Source organism: Streptomyces sp. NPDC014861 (genome assembly GCF_043081625.1).
Lineage (GTDB): Bacteria > Actinomycetota > Actinomycetes > Streptomycetales > Streptomycetaceae > Streptomyces.
In genome coordinates this window covers 261725-288074 of record NZ_JBIBWV010000006.1, presented here as the reverse complement: position 1 = coordinate 288074, position 26350 = coordinate 261725, and the positions used below count along the sequence as shown (strand labels likewise).

The following is a 26350-nucleotide window of genomic DNA, read 5'->3' as shown; positions in this document are numbered from 1 at the left end:
GAGACCGTACCGTCCGGCCCCCCGCGCCCCGCCCGCCGACCTGACGTGATCACCGGCCGGTGATCACGTCGTGACGGCCCGTGCCCTACATTTCCCGCGTGGACCTCCCCTTGCTCAGAAGCACGTTCGCGGTCGTCGAGAGACGGGCCGAACACGCCGTCACGTACTTCTACTCGCACCTCTTCTGGCGCAACCCCGGCGTGCGCGCGCTCTTCCCCGAGGACATGGTCCCGCAGCGCGACCGGCTGTTCGCCGCGCTCACCCACGTGGTGACCTCGCTGGACGACCCCGGGCTCGCCGCCTATCTGGGCCGCCTCGGCCGCGACCACCGCAAGTTCCTCGCCTCCCCCGCCCTCTACGCGGCGGTCGGCGAGAGCCTGCTCGCCGCCTTCGCGCACACCGCGGGGGCGGTGTGGACGATCGAGGCGGAGAAGGCGTGGTCGGAGGCGTACGGGCGGGTCGCCGACCTGATGCTGGCGGGCGCCGAGGAGTCCACGGCCGCCGGGGAGCCGCCCTGGTGGGACGCGGACGTCGTCGGCCACGAGCGGCACGGCGACGACCTGGCCGTGCTCACCCTCCGCCCCCGCAGGCCGTACCCCTTCCTCCCCGGCCAGTACGCCGGCGTCAGCTCGCTCCGGGTCCCGCGGGTGTGGCGCACGTACTCCCTCGGCAACGCGCCCCGCGAGGACGGCACGCTCGACCTGCACGTGAGCCGCATCCCCGGCGGGGCGATGAGCACGGCCCTGGTGGACGAGGTCCGCCCGGGCGAGACGCTGCGGCTGAGCGCCTCCGGCGGCACGACGGTCTCCCGCACCGCGCCGGGCGCGCTCCGCACCTATATATGCGCCGGTACGGGCTGGGCGCCGGTCAGGGCGCTCCTGGAGGAGGCGGCCGGCTCCGACCCGGACGCCGAGGGCCGGATCTTCGCGGTCGCCCGCTCCCGCGACCACCTGTACGGGCGCGAGGAGCTGGACCGGCTGGCCGCCCGGCTCCCCGGCCTGAGCGTCACCTACATCGCCTCGGCCCCCCGCCACCCCCGCGACCAGGCCACCGAGCGCCTGCTCACCGCGCTGCGGTCCTGCGGCCGCTGGCCGGACCACGACGTCTACCTGGCCGGCCCGCCCGGCTTCCTCACCGAGGTCTGCGAGGTCCTGGCGGAGCTGGGCGCCGACCCGGCCCGCACCCGCCACGACACCCTCCCGCCGGTCGGCCGCTTCGCCACCCGCCCGGCCACCCGCGCCGAATGGCTCCTGGGCCCCCCGGCGATCCGCTGGCACGACCCGGCCGCCCGCTCCCCGCGCGGGGAGCGGGGCCTGCCGTCGGACTTCCGTCCGCCGCGCGACGACTGGCTCTAGGAGACGGCCGCGCGGCGCGCCCTGCGCCGCCAGACGGCCCTGCGGATCAGCTCCTCGGCGGACCAGAGCGCCGCCAGCCAGGCGAGCGGCCGCAGCCAGTCCCACAGATCGCCCTCGAGCGACAGCATCATCGCCATGCCGAAGTAGAGGAACACCTCGATGTCCCGCTCCTTCGACGGCGGTCTGCGCAGCCTCTTCAGGAAGCGGTCCCTCACAGCCCCTCCGCCCCTCTGATCGCGTCCCGGTACGCCCGGGCCGCCGCCCGCAGCGCCGCCTCGGGGTCGACGCCCTCGGCCTCCGCGCGGGCCGCGAGGGCCAGCAGCTCGTAGCCGACGCCGGGGCCCTCCGGGAGCGGCACGTCGAGGCCGGCCGTGCGCGCCCGGCTCGCGAGCTTCGCGGTGAGCGCGAGACCGGGCTGGCCGACGGGCACCCCGTCGGTCACGGACTCCCGGCCCTTCTCGACGGCCTTGGCGCGCAGCCAGTGCGCGCGGACGTCCTCGGGTGTCTCGGCGGTCTCGTCGCCGAAGATGTGCGGGTGGCGCTGGACCAGCTTCTCGACGAGGGCGCCGGCCACGTCGTCGACGGAGAAGGGCTCCTCGGCGTCCTCCTCCGCGATCCGCGCGTGGAAGACGACCTGGAGGAGGACGTCGCCGAGCTCCTCGCGCAGCTCGTGCCGGTCGCCGGCCTCGATCGCCTCGACCAGTTCGTACGCCTCCTCGATGGCGTACCTGGCGAGGCCCTGGTGCGTCTGGAGCGAGGACCAGGGGCACGCGCGCCGGATGAGGTCCATGACCTGGACGAGGTCGAGCAGGCGGGCGCCGGGCAGGTCGTACGAGCCGGGCAGCAGCTCCAGGTCGGGCATGGCCGTGCGGCCGGAGCCGGCGAGCCGGGCGAGCCCGTCGGTGAGGGCGCGGTCGCCCTCGCCGGAGGGCAGCACCAGGACGGTGCCGCCGCCGGCGCAGGCCGCGACCAGCTCCTCCGCGGTGGGGCGGACGTGCTCGACGGAGACGCCCGCCTCCCGCAGGTACGGCAGCTGGGGGTGGTGCTCGTCGGGGCAGAGGACCCGGTCGGCCCCGCGCAGCGCCTGCCAGGCGGGCCAGGACAGCAGTCCGGGCGCCACCCGGTGGCTGGCGGTGAGCAGGACGATCCTGCCGGGGTTCACGGAGTTCACCCCCCGAACCTACCCCGGGGTCCGGGTCAGCCCGGAAGCTGCTCCGCGCCGGCGGCGGCCTGGTCCGGGGTGACCCTGACCAGCCAGGGTGCGGTGTCGGCGCCGGCGTCGAGCTGGACCTTGGTGTCGTCCCAGGCGCCGTACCGCGGGTTCACGTCGATGTCGAGGGACTTCGACGCGGCGGCGAAGAGCTCCTGGAGCTTCTGCTGGCCCTCGGGGGTCTCGGTGATCCCCAGCTTCTCGACGATCTTCGTCATGAGGACGTTGCGCCGGACGACGTCGTCGATCTGGCCGGGGGCCACCCCCTGCTGCTGGAGCAGGACGGCCTCCAGGCCCTCCTCGCCGCCGTTGTCGCGGACGAAGGCCTCGCGGGTCTGCTGGAGCTCGGCGCGGCTGGCGCCGACGCCCTGGTCGGCGGCGACCCGGCCGAGGATCCGGTCGAAGATCATGCCGTTGAGCTTCTGCCGGCCGAGGTCCCCGGTGGCGGCGATCAGCTGGGCGGACTGCGGGGACGAGGACTGCGCCTCCCTGGCCGCCCTCACCTGGGCCTGGAGGCTGGAGACGTCGATGCGCTCACCCCCGACGACGGCCGCCGCCCCCGGATGGGCGTCGCCGCCGCACGCGGTGAGCAGCGGGGCCGCGGCGAGGAGCGCGGCGGAGAGGGCAAGCGCGGTGCGGCGGCGTGCGGGGCGGTCGTGGCGGCGGTCGCGGCGGTGCAAAGGAGCCTCCCGGGCTGGTCGTGCGTCAGTTGGACGACCTTGCGGTGATCGATGGTAGGGAGTCGCCGGGACCGTAGCCACTACTTCGCAGCGACAACTTGCCCGTCACCGCGTCACGGGGGTCACTTCCGGACGACCGTCTCCCACAACGAGGCACCCGCCGCCGGGGTGTCGGTCCGCGCGGCGTCCCTGTCGCGGCCCGCGTGCGTCTCGGCGACCAGGTAGTGGGGCCGGCGCTTCACCTCGTAGTAGATGCGGCCGACGTACTCGCCGATCAGGCCCACCATGACCATCTGGACGCCGGCGAGGGCGGTGACGGCGACGAGGAGGGTGACGTAGCCGGGCGTGTCGACGCCGTGGGCGAGGGCGTCGGCGACGATCCAGCCGGCGTAGGCGAGGGCGAGGGAGACGAGCAGCAGGCCGAGGTAGACGGCGGCGCGCAGCGGCTTGTTGTTGAAGGAGAGGAGGCCGTCGAGGCCGTAGTTGAGGAGCTTGCCGAAGGTCCACTTGGACCGGCCCTCCTCGCGCACCGCGTTCTCGTAGGCGAAGGTCGTCGTCCGGAAACCGACCCAGGAGAACAGCCCCTTGGAGAAGCGGTTGTACTCGCCGAGGCCGAGGACCGCGTCGACCGTGCGCCGGGAGAGCAGCCGGAAGTCGCCCACGCCGTCGACGAGTTCGACGTCGACGAGCCGGTTGATCGCCCGGTAGTAGAGACGAGCGGTGAGGGTACGGGTGACCCGGTCGCCCTCGCGGGTGCGGCGGGCGACGACCTGGTCGTACCCCTCGGCGTGCAGCGCGACCATGCGGTGCACCAGCTCCGGCGGGTGCTGGAGGTCGGCGTCCATGATCACGACGGCGTCGCCGGCCGCGTGCCGGAGCCCGGCGAGCATCGCGGCCTCCTTGCCGAAGTTGCGGCTGAAGGAGACGAAGCGGACCCGCGCGGGGTCGGCGGCGGCGAGGTCCCGCAGGATCGGGAGGGTCCGGTCGCGGCTTCCGTCGTCCACATAGACGATCTCGAAGTCGCCCTCCAGGGCGTCGAGTTCCTTCGTCACATGGGCGTGGAAGCGGGCGAGGACGTCCTCCTCGTTGAAGCAGGGGACGACGAGAGAGAGCAGCACATCCGACACCCAAGGGCAGGCCGGTGACCCGCCCGCCCCGCCGGGGTGACGACCGGGCGACCATTGCGTGAACTGCCCCGCGACGGCCGCCTTCCGCCGCTCCGGCGCTGCGATATTCGAACCGCCATGCGCACCGCCCAGCGAACCGCCCCGCCCCCCGCGCCCCCGCCGGACCAGGCCCCGAGGCCCCCGCGCCGCGCCACGGCCACCGCCTGCGCCCTGGCCGGGCTGCTCGCCGTCGCCGCGGTCTGCGCCGGGGACGCGGCGGCCCGGATCTTCCCCTTCGGTCCGCGCCACCGGTCGGTGAACGACCTGGCGAACCAGTTCGTCCCCTTCCACGCCCACCTGTGGGACCTGCTGCACGGCCGCGCCGACGGCGGGATCCTGCTCGACTGGGGCGCGGGCGGGGGCACCAGCTTCCTCCCCGACCACGGCACCTACCTGTCGAGCCCGCTGGCCCCGCTGGTGGCGCTGGCCCCGCGCGCGGACATCGAGTACGCCGTCCACGCCCTGACCCTCCTGAAGACGGCGCTCGCGGCGGCCGCGACCGCGTACCTCCTCCGCCGGATCTCCACCGCCCCCGCCCGGTGGTGGCCGCCCGTGCTCGGCGCCGCGTACGCCCTGTGCGGCTGGTCGCTGGTGGAAGGCGCGTACAACCCGATGTGGCTGGACGGCCTGATCGCCTTCCCGCTGCTGTGCCTGGTCGCGGAGTGGGCCCGCGAGGGCACCCGCCCCCTGCTGTCCGTCCTGACCGTGGCCGTCTGCTGGACCGCGAACTTCTACACCGCGTACATGGCCACCCTCGGCGCCGGCCTCTTCCTCCTCGCGCGCCTCGCGACGACCGGCCCCCTCCGGCCCCGGGCGCCGCTCCGGGCCACCGGCTCGGTGGTGCTCGGGGTGGGCCTGGCCGCGCCCGTCCTCGTCCCGGTCCTCCTCTCCACCCGGCAGGCGCACCCGGGCGTCGTCCGGGACTTCGAGGCGGCGGGCGCGGCGGACGTGCTGGCCCGGCTGCTGCCGGGGACGTACGGCTTCTCCACCCCGGCCGCGTTCGTCGCCACCCCGGTGCTGCTGCTCGCGGCGACGCTCGTCTTCCGGCGGGACGTGCCGGGCCGGGAGCGGTGGGTGTGGACCGGACTCGTCCTCGCCGCGGCCGTCTCCTTCCAGTGGGGCCCGACGCATCTGGTGTGGCACCTCTTCGCCACGCCGAACGGCAGCCCGTACCGCCAGACCTTCGTCCTCGCCGGCCTCCTGGTGATCGCCGCCCACGCCGGCCTCGCCCACGGGCGACCCGGCCGGCGCCCGCTCGCGGCCGGCTGCGCGGTGGTCCTCGCGCTCACCGCCGCCGCCCTCCCCAGCCGGCTCGCCACCCACCCCGCGCTCCTCCTCGCCGTCGCCGGCCTCGGCGCCGCGGCCTGCGCGCTCGCACTCCCCCGCCGCCGCGGGTACGCCGTCCTCGCCGCGCTCCTCGTCACCGGCACGCTGCTCGGCCAGGCCGCCGCGACGACGGCGTACGCGGACCGCCGCCGCCTGGCACACCTCGACGACTACCCGCCCTACGGCCCCGCGCAGGAGCGCCGGGCGGCGGCCCTCGCGGCGGCCGACGGCTGGCCCGCGTACCGCACCGACCCCGGCCTCCCGCGCGTCGCGGGCAACGACCCGCTGCTCCTCGGCGGCCAGGGCGCCGCCTACTACAGCAGCCACACCCCCGCCGTCCTCACCGGACTCCTCACCGCCCTCGGCGGCGGCTGGACCTCCCGGGGGCGCAACCTCCAGAGCCTCGACAACCCGGTCACGGACGCCCTGTTCGCGGTCGGGGCACGGTGGCGGGACGGCGAGGTGGTGCGCACGGCGACGCGGCTGCCGCTCGTGACGGTACGGCCGCCGGGCGCCCCGCCCGTCCTCGGCCGGGACCCCTTCCGCAACCAGGAACTCCTCCTCGGCGCCCGGGTGTACACCCGCGCGACGGGATCCGCGTCCTGCCCGGTGGGCACCGAGGTCTTCCTCTGGGCCCCGGAGCGCACGGGCGAGGCCCGCACCGGGACCGGGGCCCCGGTCAGGCTCCTCGGGGGCGGCCCGGGGCGCCGCGCGGCGATGGCGTCCCTGGGCGTCCAGACCGCTCCCGACGCCCGCGCCGAGGTCCCGGCCGGCCGGGGCCCGGCCGAGGTCCGCTGCCTCGACCACACCCGTCTGCGGGCAGCGGTGGCGGCCCTGCGGGCCCGGGCCGCCGTCTCCGTCGAGACCACCTCCACGGGCCTCACCGCCCGCCTGCCGGACGGAGCGGCCGGCACCGCGGTGGTCGCCGCCCCCGCGATCCCCGGCTGGACCTGCCAGGGCCGCGCGCCGGAGTCCTACGCGGGCCTGCTCGCCGTACGGACCACGGGGACGGCCACGGTGAGCTGCGCCTTCCGCCCGCCGGGGCTCACCGTCGGTCTCGCCGCGGCGGGGGTGTCGGTCCTGGTCCTGTCGGGGGCCGGGTGGGCGGCGCGGGCTCAGCGCCTCCGGAAGCGCCGCACCAGGAGCAGACCGCCCGCCGCGCACAGCACGGCGAGCAGGGCCGAGGCGTAGACGACGGGGCTCGTACCGCTGTCGGCCAGTTCGTCGTCGCCGTAGCCGCCCGGCTCGGTCGTGGAGGGCTCGGGGGACGGCTCGGTGGTGGAGGGTTCCGGGGCCGGCTCCGTCGAGGGCTCCGTCGTGGACGGCTCGGGGGACGGTTCCGTCGTGGACGGGGCGGGGGTGGGCTCGCTGGTGGAGGGGGAGGGCGTGGGCTCGCTCGTGGACGGCGACGGGGTGGGCTCGCTCGTGGAAGGGGACGGGGTGGGGGTCGGGGAGGTGCCGTCGTCGCAGCTCAGGTCGGCCGCGAAGGGGAAGTGGTGGATCTCGCCCGCGTTCACGTCGGCCGCCCTCGTCGCGTCCAGCGGGCCGGCCGTGAGCGCCTTGGCGACGATGTCGCCCTCGATGTTGGACGGGTCGAGGTCCGTGACGTGGGCGCGGGGGGCGTAGATCGTGCCCTCGACGGAGTCTCCGGTGGCGATCGTGATCGCGGTCGCGTCGGAGAAGTTCCAGAGGATGTAGGGCGCGTCCTCGCCGCTCACCCCCGCCAGGTTGGGCACGTCCCAGGTGAACACCCCGCCCGTGGCCGTCGTGTCCACGTCGATGACGAGGGGGCCGGAGGCGGTCGGGCGGTTCAGGAAGGTGAGCTCGGACAGGGCGTTCAGCTCGGCGCCGGTGAGCTTGAGGACGTTGGTGCGGGCCCCGTCGAGGGTGATCCGGCCCGGGTCCTGGACCTCGACGTTCGCGACGCAGCTCGCCAGCGCGTCGGCGCGGTCCCGGTAGGAGGCGAAGAGGCCGGTGAAGTCCATCAGCCCCGGGTGGGGGCCGACGGAGAGGGCGGGCTGCTCGACGGTCAGCTCGACGCGGGGCGTGGAGTCGTGTCCCTGCCCGGTGGCGACGACCCGGGTCTTCACGGTGGCGCTGTTGGAGTCCTGGGTGACGACCTGGCTGCCGGTGAGGTCGCCGACCTTCGCATAGCCGTTCTGGAGGACCTTGAGCACCCCGACGGGGCTGCTGCCGGCGTAGTCGATCCTGCCGCCGACGAGGAGCGCGGTGGGCTGCGCGTCGGTGCCGACCCTGAAGGTGCCGGGGGTGTGGAGGGAGACGTTGTACCCGGCGCCGTACGCGAGGTCGCCGCCGATCGCGACGGGCCCCTCGGACTCGGTGGAGCCGAGCAGCGCGTCGGTCTCGACCACGACGCCGAAGCCGTTGTTGCCGGAGACGGGGTTGCCGACGTCGACCGTGGCGGCGACGGCGGGGTGGACGCCGGTGGCCAGTGTGGCGGCGACGGTGCAGGCGGCGATCCCGAGGAGCGTGTACGGCTTCGTCATACGAGCAGATTGCGCCGGACAGGCGCCCTGTCCCCCCTGACACGCCCGGCCCCCTCTTCGAATGCAGTAGCGACACGCCGTCAGGCGGCCCGCCGGGCCCGAGCCGCGGCGCAGTCGCGGCAGAGCCCGGGCGCGGAGGACCGGATGGCCCGGTCGCAGTCGTCGCAGCTCTCGAAGACGGGCACGTCGTGGATGACCATGCCCCAGCGTGGGGCGCCTGGCATCGGCGGCGGGGCCGTCGGGGCGGGCGGACGCGACGGGGCCGGCAGGGGCGGCGGGGCCGGAGTGGGCGGCGGGGGGAGCAGTTGCCTCAGCCGGTGGGCGAGCAGACCGCCGGGGTGGGTCAGCGGTTCCGGCAGACGGGCCGTGAGCACACCGGTGATCGCCTCGTCGCTCAGCCCCCGCTCGAACCACCCGGCGAGGGCGGGCGCCAGCCGATGGACCTCCTGCGGCGAGAGGGTCAGCCGGAGGTCGACGAGGCAGAGGGAGCGGAGGAGCTGGGCGCCCCGGTCGTCGGGCGCGGACGGCGGGTGCGGGTGCGGCTCCGGCTGGCGTGGCGACGGGGGCTGGGGGTGCGGGTCCGGCTGTCGTGATGACTGCGGCTGCGGCTGCGGCTGCGGCTGCGGGACGGAAGCGCGGCCGACCTGCCGGTGGGGCGCGGGGGCGGGCTCGTGGACGGCGGCGGAGGGAGTCGGCGGCACCGGGGCGGGTGCGATGGCGGGCGCGGGGGCCGGGGCGGGCGCGGCGGCGGGCACGGGTGCCGGGGCGGGCGCGGGAGCGGGTTCGCGGTCTCGCTCGGGGTCCGGGACCGGCGCGGGGTCCGGATCGGGCTCCGGGTCCAGGTCGGGCCCGGGGTCGGGCTTCGGGTCCCGACGGGGCTTCGGACCGGGCTTCGGGTCGGGGTCGGGGGTGGGCCGCTCGGCCGTCGGCGCGTCGGGGACGCGGTGCCAGGACGTGTGGGTCACCAGACGGCCGTCCGGGAGCCGTACGCGGCGCCGTGCGAGGTACCCCTGGGACTCCAGTTCGCGCAGGGCGCCGGCCACCCGGATCTCGCCCTCGCGGGCTTTGCTCGCGAGGGCGCGGATGGTGATCTCGGCCCCTTCGGGCAGCGACGTGATGTAGCCGCCGATGCCGCGCGCCAGGAACGAGAGCTCGGGGTGGTGGAGCATGGCCGTGCTGACCGGCGTGGAGTCGGACTCCGGCAGGGGCGCACTGTGGTGGACGACGCCACCACGCGCGCGGGGCGCGCTAGGGTACGGGGTATCCATCAGGAAGGGCTGCTTCCTCGTTGGTCAGGCCCTCGATCGGGATGCCAGTCCCGGCCGGGGGCCGAACGTTTTTCAGTTCGTGTTCGGCGTGAGCATATGCCAGGCAACCACCTGGAAATCCAGCCGAGTTGGCAAGGTTCCCCCAGGAGAGTGACGCCCGCGCGCGCGGTTGCCGTCGGAGGGGGACAGGGAGGGGGGAGGGGGTGAACCACCCCTCCCCCCTCCCCCTTGAGAACCCCCTGGTTACCTCGTGGAACGCCGCTTCGCGGGCGACCGCGACGCGGTACCGCAGCGCGCGGAACGAGGGGTCAACGCGCGCCCATGGGACAGCACTCGCTCACGGGCGCGCGTACGGCACCGTCATGATCTCCATGTTGTGGCCGTCCGGATCGTCGAAGTACGCGCCCCGGCCGCCGAAGAGGGTGTTCACCTGATGCGGCTGCCGGTGGGCCGGGTCCGCGTAGTAGGTGACCCCGGCCGCCTCCAGGCGGCCGATCATGGCGTCGAAGTCCTCGTCGCGGACGAGGAAGGCGTAGTGCTGGTCCTGGATGGGCCCTTCGGCGGCCTGGTAGAAGTCGAGCGTCACGCCGTTGGCGAGGTCGACGGGGAGGAAGGGGCCGAAGGGGGCGCCCACTTCGAGGCCGAGGATCCCGGCGAGGAAGGCGGCGGAGGCGGAGCGGTCGGAGGAGTGGATGACGGTGTGGTTGAGCTGGACCTGAGGATCTGTCACCTTCCGACCGTACGTCACCCCTTCCACGTCCGACCATCGCGTTTCGGCCCGGACGATCAGGCCCGGCGGCCGAGTTGGCGCTGGTGCTCCAGGGCGCGGCGCAGCTCCGCCGCGAGCGGGTGGTAGGGGCCGTACAGCCGCTCCGCGTCGAGGAGGAGCCGGTTCAGCTCGCCCTGGCCCTCCGCGTGCTGCCCGGTGGCGACGAGCAGGAGGCCGGTGCGGCGGCGGATGTCGAAGGCCCGGCCCGGGTCCCGCGCGGGGCCGTGCTCGAAGGCGGGGAGGACGGCGCGGAAGGCGGCGAGGGCGTCGGCGGTCTCGCCGAGCTGCTCCAGGCAGAGCGCGATGTCGTAGCGGAACTGGGCGTTGCCGGGGTCGTCGGCGGAGAGCCGGCGCAGTTCGGGCAGGGCGCGCCGGTACTGCCCGTCGTCCAGGAGCGTGGAGGCGTACTGCTTGCGCAGGATCCGGACGATCGGGGAAGCCTCGCCGTGCTCGGCGGCGGCGGCCGGGAGGATCCCGCCCAGCATGTCGACGGCCTGGGTCAGGGCGCCCTCGCTCAGGAGCCGCTTCACCTCCTCGACGGCTCCCGCCACGTCCGCGCGCCGGGGCGCGTGGGCCGGGGCCGGAGGGTGCGGCGGGGGCTGGCGGGGCTGCGGGGGTGCCGCGACCCGGGGGTCCGCGACGGGCGGGCGGGCGGCCGGGGCGGCGGGCGGGCGCGGTGTGGCGGGCCAGGGGGCGTGCGGGCGGAGGAAGGGGCGGGTGGGGTCCATGGGGCCGGAGGGGGTGCCGCGCGCGGGGAGCAGGGGGAGCAGCGCCTCGTACACCTCGTGGGCGCCGGAGGGGCGGGCGGCCGGGTCCTTGGCGAGGAGGCGCAGGACGAGGGCCTCCAGGAGGGAGGGGACCTCGGGGCGCACCTGGCGGAGCGGGAGGGGCGGCTCGTGGAGGTGGCGGTGGAGGACGCCGAGGGCGGTGGAGCCGGCGAAGGGCACGTTCCCGGAGAGGAGTTCGTGGAGGAGGACGCCCAGCGCGTACAGGTCGGTCCGCGGGCCGACGGCGCCGCCCATGGCCTGTTCGGGGGCCATGTAGGCGGGGCTGCCGATGGGTTCGCCGGTGTGGGTGAGGCGGGTGGTGTCGGTGTCGAGGACGGAGGCGACGCCGAGGTCGAGGACGGTGACGGTGCCGTCGGGGCGGACCATCACGTTCCGCGGCTTGAGGTCGCGGTGGACGATCGGGACCGCGTGGACGGCGGCGAGCACCGCGCAGAGCTGGGCGGCGACGCAGACGGCCCACTCCCACGGGTAGGGGTCGTGCTCGGCGAGGTGGTCGGCGAGGTCGGCGCCGTCGAGGTACTGCATGACGAGGTACAGGTCGTCCTCGTCGCTGCCGGCGTCGTGGACGGTGACGAGGCCGGGGTGGTCGACGTGGGCGGTGACCCGGCACTCGCGGACGAAGCGGCGGCGCAGTTCGTCGGCGGCGGTGGCGGGGCCGGTGAGGGCGGTGGGGCTGAGGAGCTTCACGGCGACCCTGCGGTCGAGGCGGGTGTCGTACGCGGTCCACACCTGGCCCATGCCGCCCTGACCGATGACGGTGGAGAGCTCGTACCGCCCGCCGACGACGCGGCCGTTCACTTGTCGCCCTCCTTGCGGAGGAGATCGCTGAGCTCGTCCAGTTCGGCGCGGACCTGGTCGATGCGGGGGGAGGGCGGGGGCGTGGGGGTGTTCACGGGGGGCGCCGGGTCGGCGGGGACCGGCGGGGTGCTCGCGTACGGGTTGGGGGCCGGGGGCTGCGGGGTGTACGGGCTCGGGACCGTGACGGCCGTCGCCGGGTTCGCGGAAGGGTAGCCGTACGCGGGCGCGTGCCCGGGCATGGGCGTGTGGGTGGAGTGCGGGGTGTACGGGTTCGCCGCCGCGGCCGCGAGCGCGCGGTGGTGCTTGATGTCGGTGGCCAGGTAGTACCAGGTCACGGCGACGGCCATGACGAGGATCAGGCCGACGCCGACATTGACCTGCCAGGAGTTCTGGTCCTCCTCCTGGAGGAGGACGCAGCAGCCGACGGTGAAGGCCACCTGGGTCCAGAAGAGGACCCAGTCGAGGACGGTCCTGCGCATGATCGCGAGGCGGAGCATCGCCACCCAGGCGAGGAAGCCGAGGGAGAGCACGGGGATCGCCGCCAGGAGGACACGGACGGCGACCGTCCCGGCGGACGGCCCGCCGGGTCTCGGCGCGGGAGCGGCAGGCATCTGTCCGTACATGCGAATTCCCCCCTGGGACGGCTGTTCAGGCTACGAGATTAGCCCCGGTCTCCCCCTGGCTGAACGCTTCCGTCCGCGAGCCCGTCGTACAGGCCCTGGACCAGCTGTTCGCCGAGCCGGGCGGTGAGTCGCAGGGCCTCCTCGAAGGCGGCGAGGGAGCGGTAGCGCTCGCCGTGCCGGCGCTGGTCGGCGAGGGGGAGCCGGGGCAGCTGGAGACGGCGGACGTCGAGCCGGGTGGCGGTCGAGGCGAAGCTGCTGGCCTGCCGGTTGTTGGCGGTGCCGCGCAGGAAGCCGGCGAGGAACCAGGGGTCGAGGGCGTCCGGGTCGGGGCGGAGCAGCTGGAGGCTGCGGCCGAGGGCGGCGCCGGCGGTGGCGGCGTCGACGACCCGGGCGGACGGGCCGCCGCCGAGGACGGGGACGACGACGTCGCCCTCGCGGACGAGGACCGGCTCCTCGCTCCGGCCGTCGGCCGCCTCGGGGAGGGTGCCGGAGGGGGCGGCGCCGGTGAGGACGTCGTGCTCGGTGAGGACGGGGATCTCACGGCCGGCGGGTGCGGCGCCCTGGCCGCCGGTGCGGAGCTGGAGGGCGCCGGTGCGGGCGAGTTCGCCGACGGTGGTGAGCGGGCGGGGCGCGGGGCGGGCCGGCTCTGGCGTCGGGGCGAGGGCGAGGGTGCTGCGCAGGGTGGCGTCCAGGCGCTCGCGGACGGCGGCGAGTTCGGCGGCGGAACCGCCCGCGTCGGGGGCGGTGAGGTAGCGGGCGGGGGCGAGGTCGACCTCGTCGTCGAGGAGTTCGATGACGGGGACCGCGCGGGCGAGGGTGTCGTCGCCCGCGCGTCCGGCCCAGGCGTCGAGCACCGCGTGGTGCAGGGCCGCCCAGGGGAGCTTGTCGCGGCCCGCGTCGGGCACGAGCCCGGCGGTGTCGACGAAGAGGGCCTCGGCCGGGGGGCGGCGGTCGGCGGCGGGGCGGACCAGGACCCAGAGGTGGAGCGGGATGCCGTACGGGGGCGCGGCGCCGGCCGGGAGAGCGATGACGGCCCGCAGGGCGCCTCGGCGCAGCAGGTCGGCGCGGATGCGGCGGCCTGAGCGGCGGGAGGCGACGGCGGGGGGCATGAGGAGGACGGCGGTGCCGCCGTCGCGGAGCCGGGCCAGGGCGTGCTGGACCCAGGCGAGCTCGGACTCGGTGCGGGCGGGGAAGCCGTACTCCCAGCGGGGGTCGTAGGCGAGTTCGTCGTGGCCCCAGGCGCGCTCGTTGAACGGCGGGTGGGCGAGCACGGTGTCGGCGCGCAGCTCGGGGAAGGCGTCGGCGCGGAGGGTGTCGCCGACGGCGGAGCGGATGTCGGCGTCGCCGTGGAGGGCGAGGCGGAGCGCGGAGAGCGCGGCCAGGCCGGGGTCGGCGTCCTGGACGGCGAGGGTGGCGGGGTGGGCGGCGGCGCGGAGGAGGCCGCCGGTGCCGGAGGCCGGGTCGAGGAGGACGCCCGCGGGCGGGTCGCCGGCGCCCGCGGTGGCGGCGGCGGCGAGGGCGGCCATCAGCTCGGCGAGCGGAGGCGGGGTGAGCGTGTACTGGCGGGGGTTGGCGTCCAGGTGCCGGCCGAGGAGGAACTCGAACGCCTGCCGGGGGCCGCCCAGTTCGGCGGCGAGCTCGACGGCGGCGCGGAGCAGCGGGGCGGCGGGGGACAGCTCGCCCCGGGTGGGGGTGGGGACGGCCCTGGACGCGCCGAAGCGGACGGTCAGGACCTCTTCGAGGGCGGCGGGCAGGGCCTCGGCGAAGCGCGGGTCGGGGAGGGCCGCGAGGGCCGCGAGGGCGGGGGGCCGTTCGCGCAGGAGCAGCAGGGCGCAGCCGGTGTGGACGAGGCCGGCGAGGGTGCCCGCGGGGTGGCCGGCGAGCTGCTGCCAGACGCGCTCGCGGAGCGGGACCTCGGCGAGCTTGCCCTGGTCGCGGAGCCACCGCTCGACCTCGGCGAGGGAGAAGGAGGGGCTGGTCTCGGTGCCGCCCACGGGCTTGGGGAAGTCGGTGTGACGGCGGCGCCAGTTGCTGACGGCGGCCCTGCCGACGCCGGCGAGCCGGGCGATCCCGGCGGCGGTGACCTCTGTAGCGCTGTCCTCGGGCACCTGCACCCACCGTCCTCCCGCTCGTGCGTCCTGTGAACGCGGCCTGTGCGCGGCCGCGTGGACGACGAGCATACCGACAGAACACGTTCACAGCGTGAGCCGACTTGAATCCCGTGAACATGGTTGACTCGGTTCACAGACTCTGTTGTGATTACGACATCGAAACACGGAGTCCCCAGGAATCCCTCGACACCTGAAAGGTGTTCACAGCCATGTCGAAGTCTCAGACGCAGCGCAGCTGGTTCGCCCGCCACAAGGTCCTCACCGCCGCCGGAGCGGTCGTGGTCGTCGTCGCCGTCGGCGCGGCGATGGGCGGGGGCGGGGGCGAGGGCGGCGCCGAGGCGAAGCCCTCCGCGTCGGCCTCCTCGGGCGGGAAGGCGACGGGCTCCGGCTCCAAGGCACCGGAGTCGAAGGCGCCGGAGAAGGAGGCACCGGAGAAGAAGGCCGTCACGATCGACGGGGACGGCGACTTCGAGGTCGGCTCCGACGTCCGTCCGGGCCTCTACCGCTCGACGGGCAACGAGGACGCGATGTGCTACTGGGAGCGCTCGAAGGACGCCACCGGCGAGCTCGACTCGATCCTCGCGAACGACAACGTGACGGGCACGGCCTACGTCGAGCTCAAGAAGAGCGACAAGTTCTTCAAGTCCACGGGCTGCTCGGCCTGGGAGGCCGTGGACCCGAAGGCCGCCGGCACCCCCGGGAGCACGCTCAAGGGCGACGGCGGCATGTTCAAGGTCGGCGTCGACGTGGCGCCCGGCACCTACAGGTCGACGGGCAACAAGGACGCCGGGTGCTACTGGGAGCGCTCGAAGGACGCCGGCCACGGCATGAACGGCATCCTCGCGAACGACAACGTGACCGGGACGGCCATCGTCAAGATCTCCGCCGGGGACGGCTACTTCAAGTCCGTCGGCTGCGGCGACTGGACCAGGACGTCCTGACGCTCAGCCCGCGGCGACCGCGTGCCGCACCCAGACGTTGGGCTCGACGTAGACCGCGTACCCGAGCGCGGCCTCGCAGTGGACGGGCACCAGCGCGCCCGGGACCTCGACCGGCCCGTCGGCGTCGAAGGGCAGCCCGGTCCACTCCCGCCACTGCTCCAGGGAGCCGGAGATCGTCATGGAGGCGGGCGCGACCGCCTCGATCCTGCCGCCGGCGCGGACGTGCACCCGCAGCCACGGGTCCTGCGGCAGACCGTCGGACTCCCGGGTGCGGAAGGCGTACTCGTGGAGGGAGGCCGAGGCCTCCAGGTGCTTGGCGTTGGGCCGGACCGGGGCGACCAGTTCGGCGAAGCCGAGCCGGCGCGTGTTCTCCCGCATCGCGGCGAGCATCGCGTGCGAGACGCCCCGGCCGAGCGCGCCGGTGTCGACGGTGACCTCCAGCGCGCTGACCGTGTCGGGCTCCCGCCCGTGCCGCAGGTCGGAGAAGGCCCACAGCACCACCTCGTCCCAGCCCCGGGCCGGCAGCGCGCCGCGCCCCTCCTCGTCCAGCCGGAAGGGCACGCTGAAGCCGCGGGCGACGACCGCGCCCTCCGCGTCGGTCGCCACGAGCACGTACTCCGGGAACCGGCGCACCACCTGCCCCATGTACGCCCAGCTGACCGGGTCGTGCATCGTGAAGGCGGGCCAGAGGTCCTTCATGGACCACATCGGCCCTTCGAGCCCGGGCCGCTCGGCGAGCGTGGTGATCGTCAGTTCGTGGTCCATGGGCGCAGGTTAGGAGGCCTCCACCGGACCGCCAACCGATTATCGGACCGGCCGTCCGCTCAGTCGCCGCACTGGCGGAGCATCGTCGCGCGGTCCGCGGTGGTGACCGGCAGCTCGTACTTCTCCGCCACCTGCGCGAAGCGGACCGCGTAGGCGCAGCGGATCGTCCTGGCCGGCGGCAGCCAGGACGCCGGGCCCGAGTCGCCCTTGGCGGAGTTGGCGCGGCCCTGCACCGGCAGGAGGTTGAGGGGGTCGTTGGCGAGGCGCTTCCGCTGCTCGGCCGGCCAGCGGGAGGCGCCCATCTGCCAGGCGTAGGAGAGCGGGACGACGTGGTCGATCTGCACCTCGGCGGCCTTCTGCTTGCGCCAGTCGATGGTGGTGCCGGTGTACGGGTCGTCCAGCGTCATCGCGACGACCACGCAGTCCGAGCCGTCCCGGAAGCGGAGCTCGCGCCCGTCGCGGCGGAGCAGGTCGTTGCGGGTGTCGCAGCCGTTCCGGGCGAACGGCACGCCGTCGGCCTTGTCCAGCCAGGCGTGCCCGAAGGCGTCCCGCGCGTATCCGGTGCGCGGCCCGCGCCCCTTGGTGTCGAGTCCGCCGATGAGCGTCCGGGCCCGGGCCCGCTCGTCCCGTGCCGTCACCGGCGCGAGGCCCGGCCGTGTGCCGTCCGGGTTCCCGAGCGGGCTCGCGACGCGGGCGCCCGGCGCGGAGCCGCCGGACGACTCCTGTCCGCCGTCGCCCGGCAGGGTGCATCCGGAGAGGAGGACGAGCCCGGACAGCAGGGCGGCGGGCACGGCGGCGGGGTGGGGCCTTCGGCGTATGGGCACCCGGGAATCCTAGGGGTGAAGCCGCCGATAGCGATCATTTCATCAGATCCTGCCGATCCCGAGCGTGTTCTCCGCGGGCAGCAGGCCCGAGCCGACGGCCGCGAGCCAGGGCCCGCCGAGCAGTTCGGCGAGACGCCCGGTGGCGTCGGGGCCGAGCGCGGTCCAGGGCGCGGCGGCCAGTTCGTCGGTACGCCGCTCCACCTCGGCGCGCAGCTCCCGCCCGGCCGGCGTGGCGGCGCCTGCGGCGTCGACCAGTCCCCGCGCGGCCAGCCGCTCCCGGCCGGCGGCCCACTCCCCCGCGCTCCAGCCCCGGCTCGCGAAGACGTCCTCGGGCGCGGCCCCGACGGCGGCGAAGGACACCAGCGCCTCGACCGGGTCGAGGCCGGCCGCGAGCAGGGCGGCGACGTGCCCGTCGCCCCGGTGCTCGCGGAGCAGGGTCGCGGCCTGCCAGAGGACGAGGTGCGGCGCCTCGGCCCAGGGCAGTTCGGCGTGGGCGGCGGCGAGCGGCCGGCCGGCGGGGTCGGCGGCCTCGGCGGCGCGGCGCGCGAGCGCGGCGGCCTCCCGCACCTCCGTGACGTCGAACAGCGCCCGGTACGTCCGGTCCACCGCCCGCAGCCGCGCGGCGAGCACGTCACCGGGCGCGGCGGTCCCCCAGGCGGCGGGGACGTACCGCGCGACCATGGCCGGGCTGAAGCTGTAGAAGGCGGAGGCGACCCGGGCAGGTCCGGCGGCCCCCAGCGGCGCGGCCCGCCAGGCGAAGTAGGAGGGCCAGCGCCCGCCGGTGTCGTACCCGAGCGCGGCGGCCTCCTCGAAGGCCTCGGGGGCGTAGTAGTGCAGGGCGTGGAGCGGTTCGAGCAGGTGCCACATCTGTCGTACGCGTGCGGTGTCCACGGGGACCTCCGGGAGGGCGAGCACTCTCATCCGTCACTCTCATCTATCCACTGACTAGATTGCGCCCGCGCGGGGCAACTTGTCAATGACTAGATGAGGGCTAGGCTGCTGCCATGACACCTCGGAGCACGGAGCGGAGCAGCTACCACCACGGCGACCTGCGCCAGGCGGTCCTGGCGGCGGCCCTGGAGGTGATCGCGACGGACGGCCCCGGCGCCCTCAGCCTGCGCGACCTGGCCCGCCGGGCCGGCGTCTCCCACGCCGCGCCCGCCCACCACTTCGGCGACCGGACGGGACTGCTCACCGCCATCGCCGCCCAGGGCTTCGGCCTCCTCGCCGACGCGCTCGCGGGCGGCGCCGACCTGGCGGACCGGGGCCGCCGCTACGTCCGCTTCGCGGCCACGCACCCCGCCCACTTCCAGGTCATGTTCGCCCCGGCGCTGCTGCGCGCGGACGACCCGGAGCTCGCGGCGGCCCGCGAGCGGGCGGGCGCCGAACTGCGCGCGGGCGTCGCCGACCTGCCCGGCCGGGACGCCCGCGCGACCGGCATCGCGGCCTGGTCGCTGGCCCACGGCTTCGCCACGCTGTACCTCACGCACAACGTGGACGAGGCCGTGGGCGGCCTGGCCCCGGAGGAGTACTTCGCCTCGCTCACCGGCTTCCTCACCGACCCGGGGAAGTGAACCCGGGGAGTGGACCTGGGGTGCTGAACCTGGGGAACTGGACCCTGAGAGCTGAACGCGCGGGAGCTGAACCCGGAGACCTGGACCCGCGGGACCTGGACTCGCTGGACCTGGACTCGCGGGACCTGGACCCTGAGGCCTGGTCCCGCGGGACGGGAGTGAACGGGCCCAGGAGGGACCTCAGTCCAGGATCGTCGTCAGGAACTCCCCGGTCCACGCCAGCAGTTCCCGCCCGACGAGCGGCTTCCCGCCGATCGGACGGGTGGCCGGGCGCGGCACCAGGATCTGGTGGACGGCCGGCTTGATCACGGACTTCGGGTGAAGGCGCTTCAGGCGCAGCTCCTGGGACTCGCGGAGCTCCACCGGGGCGAAGCGGATGTTCGGACCCTGGAGGACGATCTCGGCGACCCCGCAGGCCCGGGCCAGCATCCGCAGCCCGGCCACGAGCAGCAGGTTCTCCACCGGCTCGGGCAGCTTGCCGTAGCGGTCGGTCAGCTCCTCCCGCACCGCCTTGATGTCCTCCTCCGAGTTCGCCGAGGCGATCGCCCGGTACGCCTGGAGGCGCAGCCGCTCGCCCGGCGCGTAGTCGTGCGGCACATGCGCGTCGACCGGCAGCTCGATCTTGACCTCCAGCGGCGGCTCCTCCTCCACCCCGCCCTCCAGGGAGGCGCGGTAGTCCGCCACCGCCTCGCCGACCATCCGCACGTACAGGTCGAAGCCGACGCCCGCGATGTGGCCGGACTGCTCGCCGCCGAGCAGGTTGCCCGCGCCGCGGATCTCCAGGTCCTTCATGGCCACGTACATGCCCGCGCCCATCTCGGTGTGCTGGGCGATGGTCGCGAGGCGCTCGTGCGCGGTCTCCGTGAGCGGCTTCTCCGGCGGGTAGAGGAAGTAGGCGTAGCCGCGCTCGCGGCCCCGGCCGACCCGGCCGCGCAGCTGGTGCAGCTGCGACAGGCCGAAGTTGTCGCCGCGCTCCACGATCAGCGTGTTGGCGTTGGAGATGTCGATGCCGGACTCGACGATCGTCGTCGAGACCAGCACGTCGAACTTCTTCTCCCAGAAGTCGACGACGACCTGCTCCAGGGCGCTCTCGGTCATCTGGCCGTGGGCCGTCGCGATCCGCGCCTCCGGGACGATCTCGCGCAGCCGGGCCGCCGCGCGGTCGATGGAGTCGACCCGGTTGTGGATGTAGAAGACCTGTCCCTCGCGGAGGAGTTCGCGGCGGACGGCCGCGCCGATCTGCTTCTCCTCGTACGGGCCGACGAAGGTGAGGACCGGGTGCCGCTCCTCCGGCGGCGTGGTGATGGTGGACATCTCGCGGATGCCCGTGACCGCCATCTCCAGGGTCCGGGGGATCGGGGTGGCGGACATGGTGAGCACGTCGACGTCGGCCCGGAGCTTCTTCAGCTGCTCCTTGTGCTCGACGCCGAAGCGCTGCTCCTCGTCGACGATGACGAGGCCGAGGTCCTTGAACTTCGTCTCGGAGGCGAAGAGGCGGTGGGTGCCGATGACGACGTCGACCGAGCCCTCGCGCAGCCCCTCCAGGGTCGCCTTCGCCTCGGTGTCCGTCTGGAAGCGGGAGAGGGCGCGGACGTTGACGGGGAACTGGCCGTACCGCTCGGAGAAGGTGCCGTAGTGCTGCTGCACGAGCAGCGTGGTCGGCACCAGGACCGCGACCTGCTTGCCGTCCTGGACCGCCTTGAACGCGGCCCGGACCGCGATCTCCGTCTTGCCGTAGCCGACGTCGCCGCAGATCAGCCGGTCCATCGGGACCGTCTTCTCCATGTCCTCCTTGACCTCGGCGATCGTGGAGAGCTGGTCGGGGGTCTCCGCGTACGGGAAGGCGTCCTCCAGCTCGCGCTGCCACGGGGTGTCGGGGCCGAAGGCGTGGCCGGGGGCGGCCATCCGGGCGCTGTACAGCTTGATGAGGTCGGCGGCGATCTCCTTGACCGCCTTCTTCGCCCGCTGCTTCGTCTTCGTCCAGTCGGCGCCGCCGAGCCGGTGCAGGGTGGGCGCCTCGCCACCGACGTACTTCGTGACCTGCTCCAGCTGGTCGGTCGGGATGTAGAGCCGGTCGCCGGGCTGGCCGCGCTTGGCGGGGGCGTACTCGACGAGCAGGTACTCGCGGGTCGCGCCCTGCACCGTGCGCTGCACCATCTCCAGGTAGCGGCCTACGCCGTGCTGCTCGTGCACGATGTAGTCGCCGGCCTCCAGGGTCAGCGGGTCGATCGTCTTGCGCCGCTTGGCCGGCATCCGCTGGCCGTCCTTGCCCGCCGCCTTCTGGCCGGACAGGTCGGTCTCCGTCAGCACGGCCAGCTTCAGCTCCGGGTCCACGAAGCCGAAGTCGATGGAGCCGCAGGCCACGTGCACGACGGCCGGGTCCACCTCGGTCAGGTCGGCGGTCAGCCGGGCCGGGATGCCCTCGCCGCCCAGCACCTCGACGGTGCGGGACGCGGGCCCATGGGCCTCCGTCACGTACACCGTCCGCCAGCCCTCGGCCAGCCGGCCCTTGGTGTCGGCGAGCGCGCGGGCGGTGTCGCCGCGGTACGCCTCCGGGGCGTGCATGCCCAGCGTGAGGGTGTCGGCCTCCTGGTCGAGGCCGGCCGCGAAGGGCGACACCGACCACCACATCATCCCGAGCTCCCGCGCCCGGTCCCGCACGTCCGCGATCCCCCACAGGGAGGCCGCGCCGACGTCGATCGGCGCCTCGCCGCCGCCGGCCGTCGCCGCCCACGAGGCCTGGAGGAACTCCTGGCTGGTGGCGACGAGGTCGGCGGCGCGGGTCCTGACCCGCTCGGGGTCGCAGACGACGGCCATCGCGCCGGCGGGGAGGACGTCGAGCAGCAGCTCCATGTCGTCCACGAGGACCGGGGCCAGGGACTCCATGCCCTCGACCGCGATCCCCTCGGCGATCCTGTTCAGCATCTCGCCGAGCTCCGGGTGCTCCTCGGCGAGGGCCGCGGCCCTCTCCCGCACCTCGTCGGTGAGCAGCAGCTCGCGGCAGGGCGGTGCCCACAGTCCGTGCTCGGCGACCTCCAGGGAGCGCTGGTCGGCGACCTTGAAGTAGCGGATCTCCTCGACGTCGTCGCCCCAGAACTCGATCCGGAGCGGGTGCTCCTCGGTCGGCGGGAAGACGTCGAGGATGCCGCCGCGCACGGCGAACTCGCCGCGCTTCTCGACCAGCTCCACCCGGGAGTACGCGGCGGCGGCGAGCCCCGCGACGATCTCGCCGAGATCGGCCGTCTGCCCGGACCGCAGCGCCACCGGCTCCAGGTCGCCCAGACCCTTCACCTGCGGCTGGAGCACCGAGCGGATCGGCGCGACGACCACGCTGACCGGCCCCGCGGCTGGGTCGTCCGGCCGGGGGTGGGCGAGCCGCCGCAGCACGGCGAGGCGCCGGCCGACGGTGTCCGAGCGGGGCGAGAGACGCTCGTGCGGCAGGGTCTCCCAGGACGGGTACTCGGCCACGGTGTCCGGGTCGAGGAGCGACCGCAGCGCCGCCGCCAGGTCCTCGGCCTCCCGGCCGGTCGCCGTCACCGCGAGCACCGGCCGCCCCGAGTCCCGCGCCAGCGCGGCCACGGCGAAGGGCCGGGCCGCCACGGGCCCGACCAGATCCACGTGCGGACGCTTCCCGTCGGACGCGGCCGCCACCGCCTCCGCGAGGGCCGCGTCCTTGACGACGAGGTCGAGCAGACCGTGCAGGCTCATGGAGCTTCCATCCCGGTACGTACGAGGGTGGGCAGGGACGACACCGAACGCGCGGCCACCGGACATCCGGGCGCCCGGACAGGCAACGCGAACGGCCCGACACGTCGCACGGGCCGGGGCCTCCACCCTACGACGCCCCTCCGACACCGGCGCGGGGGATCCGCTCACCCGGGGGCGCGCGCACACCCTCGATGGGGTGAAGCACCTGACCCCACGGACTCACGGTTCCACCGCCCCACGGCCTGACAGGCGCCCCCAGGTCCACGGGCCCCCCGGGCAGCCGTACGGCCCCGGAGCGGCGGGCGCTCCGGGGCCGTACGCGTCCCGCGGCGGGGTCAGTCGCTCGCGATCGCGTTCAGGACGTTCATGCGGCCCGCGCGGAAGGCGGGGACCAGGGCGGCGAAGAGGCCCACGAAGGCCGAGCCCACGAAGACCGTGAGGATCGTCGGCCACGGGATCTCCAGGACGCCGAAGCCCTCCAGCGCGAGGAGCTTCTGCGCGGCCGTGCCCCAGCCCATGCCCAGCCCGAGGCCGAGCAGGGCGCCGAAGAGGGCGATGACGACCGACTCCAGCCGGATCATCCTCCGCAGCTGGCGGCGCGAGAGTCCGATGGCCCGCATGAGGCCGATCTCCCGGGTGCGCTCGACCACCGACAGGGCCAGTGTGTTCACCACGCCCAGGATCGCGACGACGATCGCCAGCGCCAGCAGGCCGTAGACGATGTTCAGGAGCTGGCCCACCTGCTTCTGGAGGGCCTCCTTGTAGTCGGCCTGGTTCGAGACCTTGTACTGCGGGTACGGCTCCAGCGCCTTCTTCAGCGCCTCGTACGCCGCCTCCTCCTGCCCGTCCTTCGCGCTCGCGAGGAGCAGCGCGCTGGCCGGCATCCGCTCGGCCGGGACATGGGCGCGGGCGGTGGTGACGTTCGTGTACATGGCGCCGTTGTCGACGTTCCCGCCGTCCTTCGTGATCGCCGCGACCCTCAGCTTCGCCGTCGAGCCGTGGGCGAAGGCGACCGCGAGGGTGTCGCCGACCTTCACGCCGTGCGCCGTCGCGTAGTCGCTGCCGACGGACATCGCGCCCGGGCCGTACGCGGCGGCCAGGTCACCGGAGGCGACCTCGCGCTTCAGGTCCCCCGGGTACGAGGGCTCGGTCGCGGCCAGCCACTCCTCGGTGACCTTGCCGCGCGGGTCGGTGATCCGCACGTCGACCGGCCGGTACTCGGTGACGTGGTCGAGGCCCGCGACCTTCTCCACCGCGGCCTGCGCCTGCGGCACGATCGGCGCGCCCATCTGGTTCTGCACGATGTAGTCGGCGCCGACGGACCGGTCCAGCTCGTCGGTGGCCGAGGCCACCATGGAGGAACCGACGACGGAGAGGCAGGCGACGAGCGCCAGGCCGATCATCAGGGCCGCGCCGGTCGCGCCGGTGCGGCGCGGGTTGCGGAGCGCGTTCCGCTCGGCCATCCGGCCGACCGGGCCGAAGATCCGCAGGACGACGACGCCGAGGACCCGGACGACCCCGCCCGCGAGGAGCGGGCCGATCACGACGAAGCCGAGCAGCGACAGGACGACGCCGAGGCCGAGCCACAGGGAGCCCGTACCGGCCTTCTCCGCCTGCGTCGCCGCCCACAGCGCGCCGCCGCCGGCGAGCGTCAGCAGCAGGCCGAGGGCTCCGCGGACCCGCCCGGCGCGCCCGTCGGCCGGGGTGCCGGAGTCGCGGAGGGCGGCCATCGGGGAGACCTTGCCGGCCCGGCGGGCCGGGACGTACGCGGCGAGGACGGTGACGAACACACCGAGGGCGAGGCCCACGACGGGGGTGGTCCAGGCGACGGTGAGGTCACGGGTGGACAGGTCCATGCCCATCGAGGACATGAGCTTCATCAGGCCGACGGCGAGGCCGACACCGGCGGCGACGCCGGCGACGGAGCCGATCACCCCGAGCAGGACCGCCTCGACGAGCACCGAGCGGTTGATCTGCTTGCGGCTGGAGCCGATGGCCCGCAGCAGGCCGATCTCCCGGGTGCGCTGGGCGACCAGCATCGAGAAGGTGTTGACGATGAGGAAGATGCCGACGAGGAAGGCGATACCGGCGAAGCCGAGCATCGCGTACTTCATGACGTCGAGGAAGCCGGCGACGTCCTCGCGGCCCGCGTCGGCGGCCTCGGCGGCGGTTTGGAGTCCGTAGCCGTCCCCGAGGGCCGCGGCGACGTCCGCCTTCAGCGTGGTGTCGGCGACACCCGGCTCCCCCTCCACCATCACCTGCGTGAACAGGCCCTCCGCGCCGAGCAGCCGACGCTGCGCGGTGGCGGTGTCGAAGTAGACGACGGTGGCGCCCGGGTTGGTGACCTTGAACTCGACGATGCCGGAGATCTTCGCGGTGTGGTCGCCCGTGGCGGAGATCGTACGGAGGGGGGCGCCGACCTTCAGGCCGTGCTTGTCGGCGGTGCCGCGGTCCACGACGACGTCGGTGGGGCCGCGCGGTTCGCGGCCCTCGGCGAGCCGCACCGAACGGAGCTCGTACGGGCTCCAGTTGACGGCGATCGTCGGGGCGCCACTGGTCGGGCCGACGTTCTTGTTGTTCTCGTCGACGACGGTGACGCCCATCGAGGTGACCGAACCCTGCGCCTCCGCCACGCCCTTCACCGCGCGCACGTCGGCGACGACGGAGGCGGGGAGGGCCTCGGGGCGGCCGGTGTCCGGGGTCTCGTCCTCGGGGTCGGCCTCCTTCGGGGAGACCGTGACGTCGGAGGCGGTGACGGCGAAGAGCTTGTCGAAGGTGGTGTTCATCGTGTCGGTGAAGACCAGCGTGCCCGACACGAACGCGACCGACAGGAGCACGGCGACGGCGGAGAGCGCCATCCGGCCCTTGTGCGCGAGGAGGTTTCTCAGCGAGGCGCGGAAGACGGTCACGACGTCCGCCCGCGCGCGTCGAAGTCCTTCATCCGGTCGAGGACGGCGTCGGCCGTCGGCCGCTCCATCTCGTCCACGATCCGCCCGTCCGCCAGGTACAGCACCCGGTCCGCGTACGAGGCGGCGACCGGGTCGTGGGTGACCATGACGATCGTCTGCCCCAGCTCGTCCACCGACTGCCGCAGGAAGCCCAGGACTTCGGCGCCGGCCCGCGAGTCGAGGTTCCCGGTCGGCTCGTCCCCGAAGATGATCTCCGGCCGGGCGGCGAGCGCCCGCGCGACGGCCACCCGCTGCTGCTGGCCGCCGGACAGCTCGGTCGGGCGGTGCTTCAGCCGCCCGGCGAGCCCGACGGTGTCCACCACCCGGTCCAGCCACTCCCGGTCGGGCTTGCGGCCGGCGATGTCCATCGGCAGCGTGATGTTCTCCAGGGCGCTCAGCGTCGGCAGCAGGTTGAACGCCTGGAAGATGAAGCCGATCCGGTCCCGGCGCAGCTGGGTCAGCTTCCTGTCCTTGAGCCCGGTGATCTCGGTCTCGTCGAGATAGATCTGCCCGCCGGTGACGGTGTCGAGACCGGCGAGGCAGTGCATCAGGGTCGACTTGCCGGACCCCGAGGGGCCCATGATCGCGGTGAACCGCCCGCGGGCGATGTCCACGTCGACGTGGTCGAGCGCGACGACCCGGGTCTCCCCCGAGCCGTACGACTTGACGACCTGTCGCGCCCGCGCGGCGACGGCCGCACTCCCTCCCGCCACCCGACCACCGCCCCTCACCGAGGCGCTGCGCGCCGCCCGTTCTTCTCCCCCGTGCCCGGGGATGGTCACAGCCGTGGTCACGGTCTTCTCCTAGGGATGGTGACGACAGAGGGGCGGCGCCCGTGAGCGAGGCCGCCGTATAAGAACAAGCTAAGAACCGGCCCCGTCCCTTCTCGTCCTCCGCCGGGACGACCGTCCCCTGGCTCGCATGGGGGAGCTCCCCCTAGGGGTTCCTCCACCCCCGGTCGGAGTGAGAGTCTGACCCCACACATTTAG

Annotated in this window: 20 protein-coding genes; 4 read left to right on the top strand and 16 right to left on the bottom strand. The window is 74.6% G+C overall.

The window, feature by feature from the left end:
* Nucleotides 1–98: 98 nt before the first annotated feature.
* Nucleotides 99–1355 carry a globin domain-containing protein gene (locus ACF1BN_RS15665; protein ID WP_392332160.1) on the top strand — a complete coding sequence of 419 codons (1257 nt, stop codon included), beginning with the start codon at nt 99–101 and terminating at the stop codon, nt 1353–1355.
* On the opposite strand, the gene ACF1BN_RS15660 is transcribed toward ACF1BN_RS15665, so the two are convergent.
* The 4 genes from ACF1BN_RS15660 to ACF1BN_RS15645 all read right to left on the bottom strand — a co-directional run bounded on the left by ACF1BN_RS15660 (nt 1352) and on the right by ACF1BN_RS15645 (nt 4363).
* Nucleotides 1352–1570, bottom strand: coding sequence for a hypothetical protein (locus ACF1BN_RS15660; protein ID WP_392332159.1), 219 nt, complete (start codon nt 1568–1570; stop codon nt 1352–1354). The genes ACF1BN_RS15665 and ACF1BN_RS15660 overlap by 4 nt on opposite strands.
* Nucleotides 1567–2526 carry a nucleoside triphosphate pyrophosphohydrolase gene (locus ACF1BN_RS15655; RefSeq protein ID WP_392332158.1) on the bottom strand — a complete coding sequence of 320 codons (960 nt, stop codon included), beginning with the start codon at nt 2524–2526 and terminating at the stop codon, nt 1567–1569. Before ACF1BN_RS15655 ends, ACF1BN_RS15660 begins: the two co-directional genes overlap by 4 nt.
* A gap of 26 nt (nt 2527–2552) precedes the next feature.
* Nucleotides 2553–3245 (bottom strand): SurA N-terminal domain-containing protein, encoded by a 693-nt coding sequence (locus ACF1BN_RS15650; protein ID WP_392332157.1) that lies wholly within the window; start codon nt 3243–3245, stop codon nt 2553–2555.
* Between the two features lie 122 nt (nt 3246–3367).
* Entirely contained in the window at nt 3368–4363 is a 996-nt protein-coding gene (locus ACF1BN_RS15645) for a glycosyltransferase family 2 protein (protein ID WP_392332156.1), read from the bottom strand.
* Nucleotides 4364–4489: 126 nt separating this feature from the next.
* Between ACF1BN_RS15645 and ACF1BN_RS15640 the strand changes: the two genes are divergently transcribed.
* Nucleotides 4490–6928: a YfhO family protein gene (locus tag ACF1BN_RS15640; protein WP_392332155.1), complete on the top strand. Its 2439-nt coding sequence runs from the start codon at nt 4490–4492 to the stop codon at nt 6926–6928.
* Here ACF1BN_RS15640 and ACF1BN_RS15635 read toward each other — a convergent pair.
* From ACF1BN_RS15635 to ACF1BN_RS15610, 6 genes are all read right to left on the bottom strand, one after another.
* Complete coding sequence (locus ACF1BN_RS15635) at nt 6853–8244, bottom strand: collagen-binding domain-containing protein (RefSeq protein WP_392332154.1); 1392 nt, start codon at nt 8242–8244, stop codon at nt 6853–6855. The two genes, ACF1BN_RS15640 and ACF1BN_RS15635, sit on opposite strands and share 76 nt — an antisense overlap.
* Nucleotides 8245–8324: 80 nt before the next feature.
* On the bottom strand, nt 8325–9512 hold the full coding sequence (locus ACF1BN_RS15630) for a hypothetical protein (protein WP_392332153.1): 1188 nt from the start codon (nt 9510–9512) through the stop codon (nt 8325–8327).
* Nucleotides 9513–9849: 337 nt separating this feature from the next.
* Nucleotides 9850–10242, bottom strand: a complete 393-nt coding sequence (locus tag ACF1BN_RS15625) for a VOC family protein (RefSeq protein WP_392332152.1) — start codon at nt 10240–10242, stop codon at nt 9850–9852.
* Between the two features lie 56 nt (nt 10243–10298).
* Nucleotides 10299–11867: a protein kinase gene (locus ACF1BN_RS15620; protein ID WP_392332151.1), complete on the bottom strand. Its 1569-nt coding sequence runs from the start codon at nt 11865–11867 to the stop codon at nt 10299–10301.
* Nucleotides 11864–12490 carry a hypothetical protein gene (locus tag ACF1BN_RS15615; RefSeq protein ID WP_392332150.1) on the bottom strand — a complete coding sequence of 209 codons (627 nt, stop codon included), beginning with the start codon at nt 12488–12490 and terminating at the stop codon, nt 11864–11866. The genes ACF1BN_RS15620 and ACF1BN_RS15615 overlap by 4 nt, the downstream gene beginning before the upstream one ends.
* Before the next feature lie 38 nt (nt 12491–12528).
* A complete protein-coding gene (locus ACF1BN_RS15610) occupies nt 12529–14598 on the bottom strand; it encodes an N-6 DNA methylase (protein ID WP_392332304.1) in 2070 nt (689 codons plus the stop codon).
* 212 nt (nt 14599–14810) lie between these two features.
* Between ACF1BN_RS15610 and ACF1BN_RS15605 the strand changes: the two genes are divergently transcribed.
* Nucleotides 14811–15542, top strand: coding sequence for a hypothetical protein (locus ACF1BN_RS15605; RefSeq protein ID WP_392332149.1), 732 nt, complete (start codon nt 14811–14813; stop codon nt 15540–15542).
* A gap of 3 nt (nt 15543–15545) precedes the next feature.
* Here ACF1BN_RS15605 and ACF1BN_RS15600 read toward each other — a convergent pair whose 3' ends face one another.
* From ACF1BN_RS15600 to ACF1BN_RS15590, 3 genes are read right to left on the bottom strand one after another with little or no spacing between them, the layout of a single operon-like run.
* Entirely contained in the window at nt 15546–16307 is a 762-nt protein-coding gene (locus ACF1BN_RS15600; protein WP_392332148.1) for an N-acetyltransferase, read from the bottom strand.
* 59 nt (nt 16308–16366) lie between these two features.
* On the bottom strand, nt 16367–17125 hold the full coding sequence (locus ACF1BN_RS15595) for an HNH endonuclease family protein (RefSeq protein ID WP_392332303.1): 759 nt from the start codon (nt 17123–17125) through the stop codon (nt 16367–16369).
* A 48-nt stretch (nt 17126–17173) separates the two neighbouring features.
* The gene (locus tag ACF1BN_RS15590) at nt 17174–18052 is read right to left on the bottom strand and encodes a hypothetical protein (RefSeq protein WP_392332147.1); all 879 of its coding nucleotides are present in this window, start codon (nt 18050–18052) and stop codon (nt 17174–17176) included.
* Between the two features lie 83 nt (nt 18053–18135).
* Here ACF1BN_RS15590 and ACF1BN_RS15585 point away from each other — a divergent pair, with 83 nt between their 5' ends.
* A complete protein-coding gene (locus ACF1BN_RS15585; RefSeq protein WP_392332146.1) occupies nt 18136–18705 on the top strand; it encodes a TetR/AcrR family transcriptional regulator in 570 nt (189 codons plus the stop codon).
* 180 nt (nt 18706–18885) lie between these two features.
* Here the strand turns inward: ACF1BN_RS15585 and mfd are convergent, their stop codons facing one another.
* The 3 genes from mfd to ACF1BN_RS15570 form a co-directional block, all read right to left on the bottom strand.
* The gene (gene mfd / locus ACF1BN_RS15580) at nt 18886–22413 is read right to left on the bottom strand and encodes a transcription-repair coupling factor (protein ID WP_392332145.1); all 3528 of its coding nucleotides are present in this window, start codon (nt 22411–22413) and stop codon (nt 18886–18888) included.
* Nucleotides 22414–22748: 335 nt separating this feature from the next.
* The gene (locus ACF1BN_RS15575; RefSeq protein WP_392332144.1) at nt 22749–25322 is read right to left on the bottom strand and encodes an ABC transporter permease; all 2574 of its coding nucleotides are present in this window, start codon (nt 25320–25322) and stop codon (nt 22749–22751) included.
* A complete protein-coding gene (locus ACF1BN_RS15570; protein WP_392332143.1) occupies nt 25319–26155 on the bottom strand; it encodes an ABC transporter ATP-binding protein in 837 nt (278 codons plus the stop codon). The genes ACF1BN_RS15575 and ACF1BN_RS15570 overlap by 4 nt, the downstream gene beginning before the upstream one ends.
* Between the last annotated feature and the right edge of the window lie 195 nt (nt 26156–26350).